The following is a 17,511-nucleotide window of genomic DNA, read 5'->3' as shown; positions in this document are numbered from 1 at the left end:
TTATTTATATGGGCCAAGCAGGTGGTTGTATAGATGATGATGAGGCTTTTTAATTGGGAGTAACTCTGTCCCATTATTACTAAATACTATGGGTTTATAAAAATAAGAACAAAAACGGTTTAGAATAAATTCAAGTAGGGCTAATGCTTTAAAAAGCTTGTGCTAAGCTTTGGTTAGAACGAATGTTAATGTCTTTCCGCAAGTTTTTGCGCACTACTATTCGAGTTGTACGGAAATGACGACTAGTAATAATTTATTTATTGTCAAAGCATTTGCGAGCGCCCCGTTTACCGGTAATCCCGCAGCAGTTTGTGTGCTGAAGGAACTGTTGCCGGATTCAAGTCTTCAGCAAATAGCGGCTGAACTAAATCAACCCATTACCTCTTTTGTCGTACCCAACGGCGAACGAGGCTATTTATTACGGCATTTCGGCCCCAAAAACCAGGTGGAAATCTGTGGTCACGGTACTGTTGCCGCTTCTCATGTGGTACGCGAGTATCTCGGTCATATAGGGGAAGATATCATTTTTTGTTTGGGGAGAATAAAGGTCCGAGTGGGAATACACAGCGATGGTTTCGAGTTAGAGATGCCGAAATTTTTGTGCAAACCCATTATTGATGTGCCCTGCGTTAACAAATTTTTAGGTGTAAAAGTTAAGCAAATGTATAAAAGCTTTTACGATGTAATTGCCGAGTTTCCCAGTGAGCATATGGTGAGGTCATTACGTCCGGATTTTTCTGTTCCGTTAGTGGGCTCGATACGGGCTTTGCTGGTGACAGCTCCCGGACGGGATACAGATTATTGTTATCGTGTTTTTGCTCCGTCAATTGGCGTGGATGAAGATTATTTTTGTGGTTCCGCCAATGGTGCCCTTGGTCCGCTGTGGAGCCATAAATTAAAACGGGAAGAGTTGATGGGGTGTTCGGTTTCTGAGCGGGGAGGGCCTATCCCTTGCAGGGTTAGCGGGCAAACTGTCTGTATATTCGGCAAAGCCTTAACCTGGTTTTCGGGTAGTATTCCAGTGGGAGCGTGTGCATAAATGGACGTTGCTTTTCAAGCGGAATTGTCTGCTTGGTCACATCTTCTTTCTCAGTTGGGAAAGCGGAATCCTGTGTTAGTCTCGCATTTGGCTCAGTGGCAAAATGCCAGTCTCAAGGATTACGTTGATTATTTGTGGCATGCTTTAAGTAGAAATATGCAGTGCCCGGTTAATCCTAGCTTCTTTAATTTAATCTCTTCAGCTTGTCGATCCCGCTTTAATGACGATACAAAATTGAGAGGGCAATTAACTGATTCTCCCGTTGTTTTGAGTGCGCACCATACTGCACCGCTCTTCCATCCTTTAGCTATCCAAAGTTTATTGGTTGCAAGCGCAGGTCGAAAAGCTCCTGCAGTGGTGCCGGTTCTTTCAACTGACTGGGTGCCCATGGATAACCTTTTCTACCCCAGAGGATTATTGCTTCCCGGTAAGAGCGGCCTGCAGCAAATCAACTTGTTCCCTAAAAGCTGTAAAAAGAAAATGGTTTCCCATATGGAGCCGTTCACTACATCTGATGTGAGTAAAGCCTTGTCTGCGATACAGAAAAAATATCGCTCGGGCGATATTGATTCAAAGAAAAAAAAATCATATGAGCTTCTGTTGGGGGAATTTTATAGCAACAGTGATGTTTTGGCTCTGCAAAGTTACGCCGAACAGTGTGCATTGCTTAATCATAAAATGTGTCAGCAGGCAATACCCGATGTGGAGTTCCTGTTTTTCAATGTTAGTGAGTTGGCGATTGATTTGTTGATCACCGAGCTGGAAAATAATGATTCATTAATGTACCGCCTGTTGTTTGATAAAAACTGCAGAGACAATGTTGTTGAAAAATTTGATGGTGTCAGTGGCTGTTGGAATAGAAAGGCAGGGCAGGGTTCGATTTTATTCTGGCAATGTAGTGGCAGCAAGATGGTTCCGTTCTTGTCATACGATGGGTGCCACTTAAATAGTGAGCAGGGTCGCTTAGTCTTAAAGCCTGAAAGTGTGATGGCGGGTTTGCGTGAAGGCAGTATCATTCCCGGTATGTGTTTGGTGTTTAGTTTGTTAATGTTTTCTATGGGGCTTGTGTGTGTGGGGGGAATGCGCCAAATTACCTATACCAAAGCGATTCGGGAAATTCTTGTGGATGTTGTTGATAGCAATACGGAGGTTATTGCACGGCACCCCGTTGAAAGTTTTGTTGCTGGCCTGTATGCGAGAACGCATCTTGACGGTAGCCCTGTATTGATATCAGAGCTTTTAGATGAGAGCGTCACTCTGCGAAAACGCACATTTGCGGATGCCGTTTTGGCTGCTAGTGACGAGCTGTTAGCCTTAAGTTAATTTGTTTTGTTGACAGTAACTTCCAGCGAGCCTTTCGATAGCATGAGTTCTAACCTTTCCCCTTTTTCGGTTTCCGCCGATTCACGAATAATATTTCCTCGCTGGTTTTGTGCAATAGCATAGCCGCGATTCAATGTGTTGAGTGGGCTAACGATATTGAGCAAACTCGCGGCTTTGGTGAAGGCAGCCTGCTTGTCCTTTACCTGGTGTTGCATGGCTAAATCTAGGCGTTGGCAAAGCTCCTGAATTTTATCGCGGCTATAGCGAATAGTGTTTGCGGGGTTTTGACTGTTCAGTCGACTCTCTATTTGGTCCTGTTTTATCCGCTTATTTTGAAAAGTTTTAACCCAAGCTGAATTCAGCCGCATATCCAATAAATCCAAACGCTGTGCCCAGATTTGTAATTTCTGACCGGGATGCCGCATTAGTTGCCGTGCATGCGTTAATTTTTGTTGGCATTGATTCAATAGGTGTTCGATTCTACTCGTCATCCGCCGTTCGAAGTCTTTAAACGCGAATTCAAGCTCCTGTGCATCAGGGCTAAGAATCTCTGCTGCTGCAGAAGGGGTTGGCGCGCGCAAGTCAGCCACGAAGTCAGTAATCGTGAAATCGATCTCGTGGCCCACAGCGCTGATTATGGGAGTTTTTGCGGCGAAAACCCTACGAGCAAGCTGTTCGTTGTTAAACGCCCAGAGGTCTTCAATAGAGCCGCCACCACGGCATAACAGTATGGCATCAAAGCAGCCCTGTTTTTCGGCCAGATCTATCGCTTCGATCAGCTGTTGGGCTGCTCCATCGCCCTGTACAGCTGCTGGAATTACGGTGATGGGTATGGCCGGGAAACGGCGTTCCAGCACCGATATCACATCGCGTACGGCTGCACCCGTGGGGGATGTAATAACAGCGATGTGTCTAGGGAGTTCTGGCAACGGTTTTTTCTGGTCATTGTCAAACAGTCCTTCATTTTCAAGCTTCTGTTTTAATTCCTGGTAGCGCTTTTGCAAGATGCCAAATCCAGCTTCCTCCATATGTTCAATAATGAGCTGATAGTCGCCACGACCTTCGTAAAGGCTAACCCTGGCGCGTACTTGAACGTTGATGCCGTTTTTTGGTGTGAAACGTACCTGATTGTTACGGTTACGAAACATGGCGCAGCGCACTTGGGCGTTCTCGTCTTTTAGTGTGAGATACCAGTGGCCGGAAGAGGGCTTGCTGAAATTGGATATTTCACCCTCTACCCACATGAGCGGCAGGTGTATTTCCAGTAGTTGCTTTGCTTTGCGGTTTAACTCGCTGACCGACAACACCTGGCGCCCGCTGTGGATAATGTTGTCGTTATCTGAGATGAGGTTGTTCATAGCTCGTAGCCGTTGGTCGGGTGCGGGGCGCCACATAATGTCGAGCGAGCGTATCAAAGTAAAGTATTGGTCTATAAAGAAATTCAGGCCAGACTTTTGTTTACCAACAGGCTTGGCGACACTATAATATCGGGTTTATTTTATCTCGCACCAAACGCCCCTTAAAGGCCTTTCGTTATTTTCGTGTCAGCTTAGCTTGGCAGGTGCCTTTCTCGATTTCCAGAGGTTGTTATTTCTATGTTAAGGATTGCTCAAGAAGCGCTTACTTTCGACGACGTTCTGTTGGTTCCCGGTTACTCGGCTGTTACAGCGAAAGACGTCAGTCTTAAGACCAAGCTGACACGCGGAATTTCGCTGAATATTCCTCTGCTCTCGGCGGCTATGGATACTGTAACGGAATCCGGCTTGGCGATTGCTCTAGCTCAGGAAGGCGGCATCGGCATTATCCATAAGAGTATGAGTATCAAACAGCAGGCTCGAGAAGTTCGTGCAGTGAAGAAATTCGAAGCTGGTGTGGTGAAGGATCCAATTACCATTGAATCCTCTGCGACAATCAATGATCTAATCAAGCTTACTCGTAAGCACCGAATCTCTGGTGTACCAGTGCTTGAGAACGGAGATCTGGTGGGTATTGTTACTGGTCGCGACGTTCGCTTTGAAACCAACCTGGATCAGCGGGTCGCTAGCATTATGACCCCTCGTGATAAGCTCGTAACCGTAAAAGAGGGGACCAGCGTCAGTCAGGCGCAGGCTTTACTGCACAAGCATCGTATTGAGAAGGTTCTGGTTGTTAACGACAGTTTTGATCTCTGCGGTTTGATCACAGTGAAAGATATTAACAAAGCGGAAACCTATCCCAGTGCCTGTAAAGATATCGACGGTAGTTTGCGCGTAGGTGCATCCGTTGGCACCAGCCCGGACACCGATGACAGGGTTGCAGCACTGGTAGAAGCCGGTGTGGATGTGTTGGTTGTAGATACCGCTCACGGTCATTCCAAAAACGTTCTTGACCGTGTGCGCAAGATTAAACAGGACTACCCCGATGTGCAGGTGATCGGTGGGAACATCGCCACACCTGAAGCTGCTCTGGCACTGGTAGAGGCCGGTGCAGATGGCGTAAAAGTGGGCATTGGTCCTGGTTCTATTTGCACGACGCGCATCGTTACCGGTGTAGGAGTTCCACAAATATCTGCTATTGCCAATGTCGCCTCAGCTCTCAAAGATACGGGCGTCCCCGTAATTGCTGATGGTGGTATCCGCTTCTCGGGTGATGTTGCCAAAGCGCTCGTAGCAGGCGCCCATGTGATTATGATTGGTTCTATGTTTGCGGGTACAGAAGAAGCTCCGGGTGAAGTGGAGTTATATCAGGGGCGAACTTACAAGTCCTATCGTGGAATGGGTTCGCTGGGGGCGATGTCTAAGACGCAGGGTTCGTCTGACCGTTATTTCCAGGATTCCAGCCAGGGTATGGAAAAGTTGGTGCCAGAAGGTATTGAAGGGCGTGTTCCCTACAAAGGCCCGCTTTCGGCCATTGTTCATCAGTTGATGGGTGGCGTGAGAGCCGCTATGGGCTACACCGGTTCGATCGATATTGAGGTTATGCGTACACTGCCAGAATTTGTCAGGGTGACTTCGGCAGGTATGGGTGAAAGCCATGTTCACGATGTGAGCATTACTAAAGAAGCGCCAAACTACCCGGTTTCCGGGCGCTAACCATAGCGCAGGCGAGCGAGCCTATACTTCGTATATATAACAGCCTGTGAGCTTATCTCACGGGCTGTGTCTTTTTCTCCGTTCACATTGATGAGCAAGCCATGACTCAAAATATCCATTCCCAGCGCGTCCTTATTCTCGACTTTGGTTCCCAGTACACCCAGCTGATTGCGCGAAGAGTGCGTGAAATTGGCGTGTATTCTGAAATTCGTGCCTTTGATATGAGTGAAGACGAAATTCGTGAATATGCTCCGAAGGCAATTATTTTGGCGGGTGGCCCTGAGTCGGTTACCGCGGGAGAATCTCCCAGAGCGCCAGAGATTGTTTTTACTTTGGGTGTTCCCGTACTTGGGATTTGTTATGGCATGCAGACCATGGCCATCCAGCTAGGGGGGCAGGTAGAGTCCTCGGATCTACGAGAGTTTGGTTACGCGCAGGTTAAGATCGAGAGTAAAAACCAACTGTTTCACGATATTAAGGATCATGTCGATAACGATGGTGGCTCCCTGTTGGATGTCTGGATGAGCCACGGTGATAAAGTTTCTGAAATGCCGGAGGGTTTTAGCTTGATGGCTTCCACTGAAACTTGTGCCATTGCCGGAATGGCCTATGAGGCAAAAGGCTTCTACGGCATTCAATTCCACCCAGAAGTAACCCACACACTTCAAGGTACACGCATATTTGAACATTTTGTGCTGGAACTGGCGGGCTGTGAACCTTTGTGGACCGCAGCGAATATCGTTGAAGATGCGATTCTGCGCGTTAAGGATATGGTGGGAGGGGACAAGGTGCTGCTTGGGCTCTCTGGCGGCGTGGACTCCTCTGTTGTGGCGGCATTGCTGCATCGGGCCATTGGCGATCAGCTGACCTGTGTGTTTGTGGATAACGGATTGCTGCGTAAGAATGAAGGCGATCAGGTAATGGATATGTTCGCCAAAAATATGGGCGTTAAGGTTATCCGAGCACAATCTGAAGATTTGTTCCTTGGTAAGCTTGTGGGCGTTGACGATCCTGAGGAAAAGCGCAAAGTTATAGGCAACACCTTTATTGAGGTCTTTGATGATGAGGCGACCAAATTAACCGATGTTAATTGGTTGGCACAGGGCACCATTTACCCAGATGTAATCGAGTCAGCTGCGGGTAAAACTGGAAAAGCGCACGTTATTAAGAGTCATCACAACGTTGGTGGTCTGCCAGATGATATGAAGATGGCGTTGATTGAGCCGCTTCGAGAGCTCTTTAAAGATGAGGTGAGGAAAATAGGGTTAGAGTTAGGCCTTCCCTACGATATGGTTTACCGCCATCCATTTCCTGGGCCCGGTTTGGGTGTTCGTATTTTGGGTGAAGTTAAAAAGGATTATGCCGATATCCTGCGTGAGGCCGATGCTATCTTTATTGAAGAATTGCATGAATTCGGTTGGTACCATAAAACTAGTCAGGCCTTTGCGGTGTTTTTGCCGGTGAAATCAGTTGGTGTAGTTGGGGACGGACGGCGCTATGAATGGGTGATAGCATTGCGAGCAGTGGAAACTGTGGATTTTATGACAGCGCGATGGGCGCATTTACCTTATGAGCTTTTAGAACGTGTATCCGGCCGAATTATCAATGAAATAGCGGGTGTTTCGCGTGTAACGTACGACGTGTCCAGTAAGCCGCCTGCCACAATCGAGTGGGAGTAGTCAATAATATGCGGTACTTGTAGGCCCTGTAGAGTAAGGAAACATTAGCATAAATCAATTTTTAGTAGAGATTATTCAGTAAACGCTATAGAGTTCATATTTTCTTACGAAATTTTATGTTTGTTGCTGATTACAGATGTTTGGACTGTTTCGTAGGTATCTTTACTTTTGGGTAAAGAAAGTGTTGTACCGAGTTACTGATAGAGGATGACCAAATGGATTTTGATGCTTGGAACGTCGACTTGGAAAGTTTGTCAGCATTCCATATAACTGGTTTTAGGATTTCGATTGAGGGCAGCCCGCTGCAACCCCTAGGGGTGTCGCCGAGCCATTTCCCTGATGGAATGTCTGCGGTTGATCAGGCTCGCCTGTTGCGCTGCGGAATGAAGGCTATAAAAAAAGCGGCGCAGGAGGTAATACAAGGAGAGAAATTAGCCCAAGTTCATTAATAGAATTTTGATAGATAAAACACAGGCGCCCAAGGGGCGCCTGTGTTTTATCTAAAGACCGTTTTTCTAACGGGTAACATAACGACCCTTAAGGTGCATTAGTGTTTTGTGCTCATCAACATTTATTAATAGCTTTTCGAAGCGCTCATTAATAATGGAGCTTGAATCCTGACCCATTTCGCTTGAGTAGGTAACACCAGAAATTAAATCATCCAGTTCTTTTGTAACTGCGTCCATAGAGGCGAAGATCTGATTAGTTGTTTTCTTATTGTCAAATATGCGGCCTTTACCGGTCAGTTGCAGATAGTTATCGCATTCTTGCAGCCATTCTTTGCGCTGGACTATGTAGTGCTTAATGTTGCGCATTCCACCTTTGTAACGCGTGTCGAAATGTTGGTTTCTGTATTTGTCTAGGCTGTCCATGGATGAAGACATAAAATCTACAATGGTGTCATCACAGTGTTTCCACGTTAAATAAGTTGGAAAGCTGATATTGGCTTTTACTTCTGCTTTTTCTTTTAGGCACTGTTCATCACAGCCGACTGCGGCATTTGCGATTGTTATTAAGACAAGCAGGCAAACTGAGAGTGATTTTTTCATTACTAATGTCCCCTATAATATGCCAATAATTATTAGTCATTTGTATGGCGCTTAATCCAATTAAAATGTTCTCCACAAGTTATGTCAAGTAAACGTGAACCAGTTCCTTGTGCGGAAATTCGTTTCAGAGCATTGGTTGCTCCTTAGGTATGCCTAAAATAATACTTAAGGATGGCTTACAGGCTAGATGTGATGTAGGTTTAAGAAAAGTTGGGCTTATAAGCTGCGAGTATTGCTATAGAAGCGTAAGTGATAATAGATACACTAAGCAGTGCAAATCGGTCTAAATTGGCTTTTGTCGTTTTTAGGGTTAAAAACCCTAAGCAAATGTATGTTAGAAGCAAGGTAAGTTTTACTGTAAACCAGTAAAAGGCATTCAGCGGGTAGCCAATGGCCGTTGCCATGGTTATGCCAGTGATGAAGAGTGCTGTATCATTTAGGTGGGGCATTAGTTTGACTGCCCGATTTTGGAGAAACTCTGGCTTATATGTCAGCCACAACACTCTGGTTATAAACCCAAAGATACTGGTTACGGCGAAGGCAATATGAAAATATTTAAGATAAAGCAGCATTTTATCGGCTTTTACGCGGTTCCCAACGCTTTTGTCACGAGAGAGAGCAGGTCTTGCGGTAGAGGAAGCTTTAGTGCCGCTTGATGCCCTGTGTCAGACATCTTTTTCCAGGTTTTCTGGATGACATCAATAAGTTTCTCTTCTTGATGTTTTGCAGTGAAATCCGCCAGGTAATACTGTAAGAACACAAGGCAGATAACGTCTTCTAATGTTTGCGTTTCTGCGTCCTGTCTTAGCTGGCGTTTCTGTACGAGAAATTTTACTCGTTCGCAGGCGTCCTCGGCATAGCCGACCTCCATCATAAGCTCCACAACCCTGTTGGCATGAAAGAGGGAGAGTTCTGCTCGCCATTTCTTGTATCCCGCGCGACCTTCCGGGTAATTACTTCTTGGTGATTTCCAGCGTTCAATATGTTGTGCTCGAGCGGCAATTTGCAGATGTTCAGATGCTTCTGGAGCGAACAGGGAAAGCTGCTCAGACATACGCTGCCCGTACAGTAACTCCTTAGCGACTAGTTGTTCGCTGGAGGGGCAGGCTTCTTGGTTGGGATCGAGAGCGTTGGCCTCGTCTATTTTTTCCAGAACGAGGCTTAAGTGATTATGTGGTTCAGTCATACGGGCTTATGTGCGCTGCTTATTCAATGGACACTGAGGAGATGTTTTGTAGTGCATCCATGTCGGAAATGATGACATGCTTTTTATCCAGCAAAATCACCTCTTGCTTGTGCAAGCGGCTAAGAACACGGCTAACGGTTTCGATAGTTAAGCCGAGGTAGTTGCCAATATCCGAGCGGGACATGGGGAGGTAGAATTCTTTGGCTGAAAGGCCACGATTATGGTTGCGGGTCGATATGCTTAGCAATAAAGAGGCAATTCTTTCGTCGGCACTGTTTTTACTTAGCAGCGTTATTAGTTGCTGCTCTTGAGTGATTTCCTTGCTCATCAACTGAAAGAAGCGGCGCTGGAGATTAGGTACCTGTGCGCTCAACTCTTCGAGGCGGCTAAAAGGAATCTCGCATACAGCAGAGGTTTCCAGGGCAGTAGCGGAGTTGGTGTGGTGGTTGGAGGCTAAGCCGTCCATACCTATGATTTCACCAGGGAGGTAGAAACCTGTTACTTGTTCTTGCCCATCCTGAGTAACCTTTACGGTTTTTACTGCACCGGAGCGCAAGGCATAGACAGAGCGGAAAGGCTCTCCAGCATGATAAACATGATCCGATTTCTGTACGGGGCGTCCTCGTTGAATAATGTCGTCCAATTTTGTGATGTCATCAACGTGCAGGCTGATCGGCAGGCAGATAGCGGCCAGGCGGCACTCGGCGCAATTAACTTGCGGATTATGGTGGCACTGATGATTTGCAAAAGATTGCGGAGGCATATCGTTTTCCACTGCTTATAAGTAACAAGGCGCTACAGTATATAGGAAAACCTGGGCAATGGCTCCGCTTCGGGATCGAAAATTGTGTAGGGAAGACTTAGAGTCTTGACTGCTGCTGCTTTAGGGACTCATCAAAGGCTCAGTGGACCTGGGTTTACGGGCAGTTGCCCAGCATTCAAGGCGCTTAAGTAACGCTGAGGGCTGCAGAAGTTCTGTAATACCAGGTTCTGTAGGTGGCTAGTTCCCTCTACTCCCATATTGATGCAATCGTCTATCTGCTCATGCTCACCGTCGAATATGATGCTTCCATTGGTTTCTAGCTCTTGATTCAATAGTTTGGGGCGATAACCAATGTAGATGTAGTCTGGCGAAATACGTTTTTTTACCTCAATGACATGCTCACGGAGGTCGTCCAGGCAGTCAGCATCGTGAATTTGGATGCCGATTCCGGAGTACGCATATTGGCGAATAAGGCTGGTAACCATTTCCAGACGCGGTAAGTCTTCCAGATCATCTCGGCTAAGAACAATTTGGTAATGGTTGAAACCTAACCCCTTTAACAGCGCAACATGGTCACTATTGATTTCACCGATTTTTGTGGCCACACGATGGCAGCGCTTACCGGATTCAGCGAGTGAGAAATGCGACGCCAGCGCGTGCATAATTTCGGTTAGCTCGTAAGGTTGTAGGTTCTGAAAGGGGTAACATAAAAGCAAAGCATCTACAGAACGATGACCGATTGCATCGGCCCATAACTGTACTTCTTTGCTTACGAGTTGGCCTGCTGTGCAGGAGGTTTCCAGTTCATTTATCCAGGCGAACGCGTTCCCATCAATGCAGATGTTAATTGGTCGAATCGGGTGCCGACGAAAGTTTTCGAGCAGGCGATTAGCCTCTAATTCCGTTACTTTCTTTTGCCGACGAATGAGCGTCGGATGTTCGGCAATATTGGATGTTCGTTCATTGTTTTGCATGGAAACAGTCTAGTAGGTGACTGTATTGTCGTATTGATGGAAATCAACGGTAATGGACGCAATAATTGGGCTCAGATCAGGAGTTGTAGGAAAAGTTTATTTAGCGAAGAAACTTGGGATATTGCTGCGGATCGATCATCTATCGAGGGAAAATATTGACAGTAGCTTGTTGGAAAACGATTTGTGTTGTCCGAGAGGCTTAGGCGTGGCTTTTAGAATGTCTTTATAAGGTTCGCATTTGCGCCTGTTTTTCCAGGCGCAGTGGGTCTTAGAAGCTTTGTTCAGCGGCTTGTAAGGGGGTTGTTATTCGACTGTAATTGCCTGACCTACGCGGATGGTTTCACCGGGGTCGATTATGATATCTGTGGTGTTCGCGGCTTCAAAGCATAGAAATTCATTCTCACCATCCTGGTGAACATCCGCCATATTACGGGCATCTTCAATTCCCGGATTCCACAGAACCCAGTGTTGAGAACCGGTTTTTTTAATGTTGATGGTGCGATCAAATTTCTTGTCGTAAAGGCTGGCGTTTTCGTCATTCAAATAAATGCGATCAATCGGTCCGGTATAGGATTCGTCGCCTTTGTCTACAAGTTGAGTCTCCCCTGTAATAGCGTTTTCGAAAAATGAATTAGTTAGCGCGGGCGCTTCGATATTTTCCGGGTGGCTTACCTGAAAATAGTTGTGCAGTGCATAGGCAAAGCAGAGCGGCTTTTCTGTATCGTTAGTGATGATCAGCGTTTGCTTTAATTCTTTTCCCAGCTCCAGTTTCATTTCGATTTTGCTGGGGTGGGGCCAGGGGTTTTCGTCGTCGCTTAGTTTAATGCCCAGCGTGAGTTTTGTTGTACTGCAATCTTCTTGGTAGGAATCGAGCTGCCAATTGCGTGTGCGAACTAGTCCGTGACGCCCTTTGTCTCCGGCGGGGCCGAACCAAGGCCAGCAAATGGGAATACCGCCCCGTAGAGCGGTATTCCCATCGTAATTTGCGCTCTCGCTCATCCATAATACGGGCTTTTGTCCGGAGGGCTGCCAGTGCAAAATGTGGCCGCCAAACAAGCTGACTTCTGCACTGCAGGAAGCGTTATCGATCTGAAGAATATCTAATTCGCCGCGGCGAATCGTATGGGGAACGTCGTCTGACATGCAGGCTCTCTATAAATGGCGCATAAGCATAGCGTAGCCGCCGGATTCATTCAAAGGTAATTCTGGCGCCTGTATCTTTACGATATGGCCCGAGCCCGGTGCAACATCAATTGCGCCGCCACTCTCTTTTTCCAGGGTGCTGATATTGAATGAAATATTGCCCTGGGGCGTGATCAGTTCGACGGCATTACCGATTTCAAAACGGTTTTTCACATCCAGGGTTAACCAGCCACTTTGAGCGTCGTAGGCAATAGCTTCAGCGACGAACTGCTGTGAGCTGTTGCCTGAAGCGCCTTGTTCGTAGTTCTGATATTCACTCGGAACGTGGCGTCGGTAGAAGCCTTCTGTGTAGCCACGATTGGCTAGGTGCTCCAGTTCTGTCATTAAACTCATATCGAACTTTTTACCGGCTTCAGCTTCGTCAATGGCGCGACGGTAGATTTGTGCGGTGCGAGCGGCGTAGTAATGGGATTTGGTTCGCCCTTCAATTTTGAGAGATTTTACGCCCATTTTGACCAGTCGTTCTACATGTTGAACAGCGCGTAAGTCTTTCGAGTTCATAATGTAGGTGCCATGCTCATCTTCGTAAGCGGGCATATATTCTCCGGGGCGGCTTTTCTCTTGCAAAAGAACTGGTTGTACTTCGTCAGGTGTCCAGGTTGATGGCGGTGCTGAATCTACGGCAATTAAGTCGCCGGTTTCAGTTTCCTTGGCCTCATGGGAATTGTACTCCCAGCGGCAGGAGTTGGTGCATGCCCCCTGATTTGAGTCCCGATGAGTCATATACCCGGATAGCAAGCAGCGGCCGGAGTAGGCGATACATAAAGAGCCGTGGACAAAAACCTCCAGCTCCACATCCGGGCACTGCTGGCGAATTTCTTCTACTTCTTCAATTGATAGCTCTCGCGACAATATTACTCGCTCAATACCCTGCGAGGCCCAGAACTTAACGGTTGCGTAGTTTACCGCATTCGCTTGAACGCTGAGATGAACGGGTTGGTCGGGCCAGGTTTCCCGCACCATCATAATCAGCCCAGGGTCGGACATAATTAATGCGTCCGGCTTCATGGCAATAACCGGTTCTAGGTCGCGTAGATAGGTGCGAACCTTATCATTGTGGGGGGCAAGATTACTCGCCAAATAGAATTGCTTGCCTTGACCGTGGGCTTCCTCTATGGCAGAAGCGAGGTTCTCAATTTTATTGAATTCGTTATTGCGTACGCGAAGGCTGTAGCGTGGTTGGCCTGCGTAAACTGCGTCCGCTCCATAGGCGAAGGCATAGCGCATGCTTTTCAGGGTGCCGGCAGGCGAAAGAAGTTCGGTGCTCATAAATTGTACTCAAATTCAAATAGTCGCGCATTGTAAGCTCTCGCGGGCAGGATACAAGAGCGAATGATTATTTTTTACTTTTCCCGTATTTCGATAAGATAGCGCAGGGGCCAGTTTTTGCCTGTAATCCAAAAGGCATTCCTCTCGGCATCGAAGGCGATACCGTTAAGTACCTTGTCCCGGTCACCGGCTAGAGACGGAGGAACTAGCTCGTTGAGGTTGAGAGTTCCCAGTATTTTTCCGCTCTGGGGATCAATCGTATAGATCCAGTTGGTTTGCCAGCGATTGGCCCACAGCCGACCCTGAGCAAATTCGAGTTCGTTCAAACGATCGATTCTTTCACCGCTGGCGGGATTAGTAACCTCTAAAACCTTGAGGGAAGAGAAGTTCTTTGGGTTGCGCTGCGTGATCCTATGGCTGCCGTCGCTTGTAAACAACGAGCTATCGTTATGAGCGATTCCCCATCCCTCACCTTTATAGGACTGTGTTTTTCTTACTTTAAGGGTGTCGGGGTCGAGCACAAAAACGACACCCGCTTTCCAGCTTAGCAAGTAGAGGTCTCTATCGTGGAGGGTGATGCCCTCTGCAAATATCTGCGCGGGCAATTTTGCCTGTTTCAGGGTTTGCCCTGTTGCGGCGTTGTAAATACGGATAAATGAACGGTTGAAGTGACCGCTACTTTCAATAAGGTTGCCATTTTTTAGCTCAAGCCCCTGAGTAAACAGCAGCGGATCGTGGGGAAGGGTATGAATAATTTTGTAGTTTAGGCTTTTGGGTGTTTCGCTGAAGCCTGTGCTGGAGAGGACAAACAATAGCAAAGCTAGCAGGGTGCAGACTGCTTTAGTGTTGAAATTGGTGGTCATAGAAGATAGGAGCCGTTGGCGTTATTGTATTTCGCCATTCTACCCAATTAGCTTTCGTCTTGTTTAGTCTCTTCCGCATCCGTTGTGTGCAGCGCTTCACGACTGAGTACGTAGTCCACCGCGTCGTTGACGGCAAGGGCAACTTTGTCAGACATTTCCTCAAGCTCGGCAGGCGAGAGAAAGAAGGTCATATCGACATCGTGGCGCACGTATCTTGGAGGCAGGCGATTGAGTGCGACACAGGTCACGTCCGCCATAAATTCAGCGTCCTGGTTGGCCCGATCGTTGGCGCGTAATAGTTGGGAGATGACCAAGTGTTCGTAATAGTTGTGGACGCTGTCCTGTGCGGAAATAAGCTCTCCACGATGTCTGCCGGCTCCAAGGAGCATAGTACTTCCCTCTTAGTGTTGTTTGTTACCCTTAGATTGTAGACGTTTTATCGCGTATAAGGTCGCGAATCAGGAATCTTGCTGGGTGTAGGTGGGTATAGAGGTCTTGATCAATAGGGAGAGGCTCCCCTAATAATAGATTGGCGAGCAGTTCGGCTGCAAGAGGACCGTAAGCCAGGCCGCGGGAACCGAGCCCCAGAATAGCGTAGAGACCGGGGTGACCGCTGCCGGGTAGTTCTATTTGGGCATTGGCTCTGTGGCGCAGTTTTTCGAAATCGATCAACATATTCTTCGCGTTGGGTACTGGGCCGACAACGGGGAAGTAGTCTGGCGTTGTCGTACGAAAGCCGACGCGACCACCAAGCTGAAGATCGCAGAGGTCGTTTGTTTGAAATTGAACCATTTTCGCTAGATTATCCAGGTTTGTGGAATGATCGACTTGGGTGATATTGAGGTTGTCGTCTTTTAGGTTAAAGGTAGCGCCAAGGCAGTGGATGCCGTCGTTGGCCGGGGCAATATAGCCTTCACCACAAAGAACCGTCTTGAGCCGATTTAATGCATCGGGACTATTTTCTATATGTGTCACCTGTCCGCGAATGGAGCTGAGTTGTAGGTAGGCGGTTTGGCTTAGTTGTCGGGCCGCGTGAGCGTTGGCAATTACAGCAGACGCCGCAATCGCGAGGCTTTTCCCGAATTTATCAACGGCTTCCCAGCGATGCTGGTTTGGAGTGAGACGCTCTACCTGTGCGCCTAGCTGCACATTGATGTTCGGGTGTGCAACAAGTGTTTTGCATAGTTTTCGCGGGGACAACCATCCGGATTTTGGTAGCCATAAGCCTGAAAATCGTTGCTGAATACCACTTATTTCTGAAGCCTGTTGGGGGTTGAGCCACTGACAGAAATCGGGAGATTGTTCGTAGATATTCGCTAGTAGCCGATAGTGCTTTTCCTGCTTGTCCGACAGCGCAAGGTGGAGCACGCCGGTTTGTGCACCGGCTAATTGAAAGAGTGATTGCTTGTCGAACAGGCGGCTATAGAAGTGGTTGGCAAACAGTTGTGCGGTGAGGTTAAAACGGCTGAGTGGATTGTTGTGTGGCGACAGGCGCGTGTAGACCATGCCCTGTCGGTTACCCGAGGCCTCAAGCGCTAGTTGGTTATTTTGCTCCAGCAGAGTTACCGCTACGCCGCGATCGGCCAGCGCTCTCGCTGTAAGACAGCCCGCGAGCCCCCCACCGATAATGAGCACGCCATTGTTGCTTTGATCCGCCGGCGCGGGGTTTTGCAGGTGCCAATAGTGGTTTGCAGTATCTCCGCGTTTAGGTGGTATAGGGACGTTAGTTTGTTCGTTATTCAGGCCAACAAATGTGCCCGCAAGCATTTCTCTTTTCTTTCCAAATCCAGGTGATTTGAAACAGGTAAAGCCTACATCCTGTAATCCTCGCCTAACGGATCCCGCGGAGGTAAAAGTGGAAAAACTGGTGCCTTTATTACTGAGCCCGGCTATCGTCGAAAACAGCTCTGGAGTCCACATGTCCGGATTTCTAGTTGGGGTGAAGCCATCTAGAAACCAGGCATCGACAACGAGGGGTTGTTGCCCAAACGTATAACCCTTACTGCAGGGCTGGCCCTTGGTGGAGCAGGGGGAGAATTGCCGCAGGCCTTCGGTAGCATCACCAAAATACAAGCTTAGCGTAATCCGGCCGAGATCAAGAGTGAGGCGGTGGCAAGCGCTGGCCGGCTGCGCCGGGTAGTGCTCCAGTAACTCTTTGCTAAGGTCTTTCAGCTGTGGCCACAAGGAGAGAGCTTTTTGTAAGTCGGGAATAGAAAGCGGGTATTTTTCGACTGAAATAAAATGTAGGCGAGCAGCTTGCCCGCCCTGAGTGAGTGGATTGCACTGATTCCAGCTGTGCCAAGCCGTAAGAAAATTAAGCCCGGTTCCGAAGCCTGTTTCTGCAATCACGAAATGGTTTTTTTGCAGAGGTTTCTGCCAGCGCTCGAGAAGGGCGTTGTGCTGAATAAACACATATTGAGTCTCTTCCAGGCCGTTGGTACTGGAAAAATAGAAATCGTCGAACTGTGTCGAAAAGGGTTGATTCTGTTCAACCCATTGCAGCTTTGCCGTTGGTGGCGGAGGCGGCGTTTTATCGCTCATTGAGGAAAATTAAATTCGTTAAGAATCTGTTCGCACCATTTTTCGATACGTTGTTCGGTTAGGACGAATTCGTTTTCTTCATCTAGCGCTAAGCCCACAAAAAACTGCTTATCTTCCGTTAAAGCCTGGCTGGTTTCAAAATCGTAGCCTTTATTGGGCCATAGCCCTACCAGTGTCGCCCCTTGCTTTTTCATCTTATGGTAGAGAAAGCCCATGGCATCGAGGAACCATTCCGGGTAGCCGACTTGATCACCAAGCCCGTAGAGGGCAATTTTCTTACCGCTGAAATCCAGATCGTCGAGCTCGTCCCAAATCTCTTCCCAATCTTCCTGAAGCTCACCGTAATCCCAGGTGGGAATGCCCATAATCAGATAGTCGTAATAGAGGGCTGTGGCGATTGGTTCGTCGGCAATATTAAAGATATCAACATCGGTCTCGCCGATTTCCTGGCGAATTTTTTCACCCGCCATTTCGGTATAACAGGTGGAGCTGCCGTAGAAAAGGGCGATTGGAGCGCGGTTTGGAGTATTCATTGGTTTTCGCTAATACAA

17 protein-coding genes are annotated in these 17,511 nt (G+C 47.7%); 5 read left to right on the top strand and 12 right to left on the bottom strand.

The window, feature by feature from the left end; translation table 11 throughout:
- Positions 1–235 precede the first annotated feature (235 nt).
- Both H5715_RS07490 and H5715_RS07485 read left to right on the top strand, forming a co-directional pair.
- Positions 236–1,039, top strand: coding sequence for a PhzF family phenazine biosynthesis protein (locus H5715_RS07490; protein WP_075185293.1), 804 nt, complete (start codon positions 236–238; stop codon positions 1,037–1,039).
- Positions 1,040–2,362: a hypothetical protein gene (locus tag H5715_RS07485; protein WP_075185294.1), complete on the top strand. Its 1,323-nt coding sequence runs from the start codon at positions 1,040–1,042 to the stop codon at positions 2,360–2,362. It abuts the gene before it with no gap.
- Here H5715_RS07485 and xseA read toward each other — a convergent pair.
- Positions 2,359–3,720, bottom strand: a complete 1,362-nt coding sequence (xseA, locus tag H5715_RS07480) for an exodeoxyribonuclease VII large subunit (protein WP_075185295.1) — start codon at positions 3,718–3,720, stop codon at positions 2,359–2,361. The genes H5715_RS07485 and xseA overlap by 4 nt on opposite strands.
- 237 nt (positions 3,721–3,957) lie before the next feature.
- On the opposite strand from xseA, the gene guaB reads away from it, so the two are divergent.
- From guaB to H5715_RS07465, 3 genes are all read left to right on the top strand, one after another.
- On the top strand, positions 3,958–5,433 hold the full coding sequence (gene guaB, locus H5715_RS07475; RefSeq protein ID WP_075185296.1) for an IMP dehydrogenase: 1,476 nt from the start codon (positions 3,958–3,960) through the stop codon (positions 5,431–5,433).
- Positions 5,434–5,534: 101 nt separating this feature from the next.
- Positions 5,535–7,112 carry a glutamine-hydrolyzing GMP synthase gene (guaA, locus tag H5715_RS07470; protein ID WP_075185297.1) on the top strand — a complete coding sequence of 526 codons (1,578 nt, stop codon included), beginning with the start codon at positions 5,535–5,537 and terminating at the stop codon, positions 7,110–7,112.
- A 215-nt stretch (positions 7,113–7,327) separates the two neighbouring features.
- A complete protein-coding gene (locus H5715_RS07465) occupies positions 7,328–7,561 on the top strand; it encodes a hypothetical protein (RefSeq protein WP_075185298.1) in 234 nt (77 codons plus the stop codon).
- Between the two features lie 66 nt (positions 7,562–7,627).
- On the opposite strand, the gene H5715_RS07460 is transcribed toward H5715_RS07465, so the two are convergent.
- From H5715_RS07460 to fldB, 11 genes are all read right to left on the bottom strand, one after another.
- Entirely contained in the window at positions 7,628–8,161 is a 534-nt protein-coding gene (locus tag H5715_RS07460; RefSeq protein WP_075185299.1) for a hypothetical protein, read from the bottom strand.
- 200 nt (positions 8,162–8,361) lie between these two features.
- Positions 8,362–8,733 (bottom strand): SirB2 family protein, encoded by a 372-nt coding sequence (locus H5715_RS20520; protein WP_075185300.1) that lies wholly within the window; start codon positions 8,731–8,733, stop codon positions 8,362–8,364.
- Between the two features lie 11 nt (positions 8,734–8,744).
- Entirely contained in the window at positions 8,745–9,347 is a 603-nt protein-coding gene (locus H5715_RS07450) for a DUF4202 domain-containing protein (protein WP_075185301.1), read from the bottom strand.
- Positions 9,348–9,366: 19 nt separating this feature from the next.
- Positions 9,367–10,110, bottom strand: a complete 744-nt coding sequence (gene fnr / locus H5715_RS07445) for a fumarate/nitrate reduction transcriptional regulator Fnr (RefSeq protein ID WP_075185302.1) — start codon at positions 10,108–10,110, stop codon at positions 9,367–9,369.
- Positions 10,111–10,241: 131 nt separating this feature from the next.
- Positions 10,242–11,084, bottom strand: a complete 843-nt coding sequence (locus tag H5715_RS07440) for a P-loop NTPase family protein (protein ID WP_075185303.1) — start codon at positions 11,082–11,084, stop codon at positions 10,242–10,244.
- A gap of 303 nt (positions 11,085–11,387) precedes the next feature.
- Positions 11,388–12,227 (bottom strand): D-hexose-6-phosphate mutarotase, encoded by an 840-nt coding sequence (locus H5715_RS07435; RefSeq protein WP_075185304.1) that lies wholly within the window; start codon positions 12,225–12,227, stop codon positions 11,388–11,390.
- A 9-nt stretch (positions 12,228–12,236) separates the two neighbouring features.
- Complete coding sequence (gene trhP, locus H5715_RS07430; protein WP_075185305.1) at positions 12,237–13,556, bottom strand: prephenate-dependent tRNA uridine(34) hydroxylase TrhP; 1,320 nt, start codon at positions 13,554–13,556, stop codon at positions 12,237–12,239.
- Between the two features lie 74 nt (positions 13,557–13,630).
- Positions 13,631–14,419 (bottom strand): glutaminyl-peptide cyclotransferase, encoded by a 789-nt coding sequence (locus H5715_RS07425; RefSeq protein ID WP_075185306.1) that lies wholly within the window; start codon positions 14,417–14,419, stop codon positions 13,631–13,633.
- Positions 14,420–14,466: 47 nt separating this feature from the next.
- Positions 14,467–14,808 (bottom strand): late competence development ComFB family protein, encoded by a 342-nt coding sequence (locus tag H5715_RS07420; RefSeq protein ID WP_075185307.1) that lies wholly within the window; start codon positions 14,806–14,808, stop codon positions 14,467–14,469.
- A 31-nt stretch (positions 14,809–14,839) separates the two neighbouring features.
- A complete protein-coding gene (gene mnmC, locus H5715_RS07415; RefSeq protein ID WP_075185308.1) occupies positions 14,840–16,960 on the bottom strand; it encodes a bifunctional tRNA (5-methylaminomethyl-2-thiouridine)(34)-methyltransferase MnmC2/FAD-dependent 5-carboxymethylaminomethyl-2-thiouridine(34) oxidoreductase MnmC1 in 2,121 nt (706 codons plus the stop codon).
- Entirely contained in the window at positions 16,957–17,493 is a 537-nt protein-coding gene (gene fldB / locus H5715_RS07410) for a flavodoxin FldB (protein ID WP_075185309.1), read from the bottom strand. Before fldB ends, mnmC begins: the two co-directional genes overlap by 4 nt.
- Between the last annotated feature and the right edge of the window lie 18 nt (positions 17,494–17,511).

Origin of the sequence: Teredinibacter haidensis, from assembly GCF_014211975.1 — a bacterium.
Lineage (GTDB): Bacteria > Pseudomonadota > Gammaproteobacteria > Pseudomonadales > Cellvibrionaceae > Teredinibacter > Teredinibacter haidensis.
This window is presented reverse-complemented; position numbering and strand designations above follow the sequence as displayed.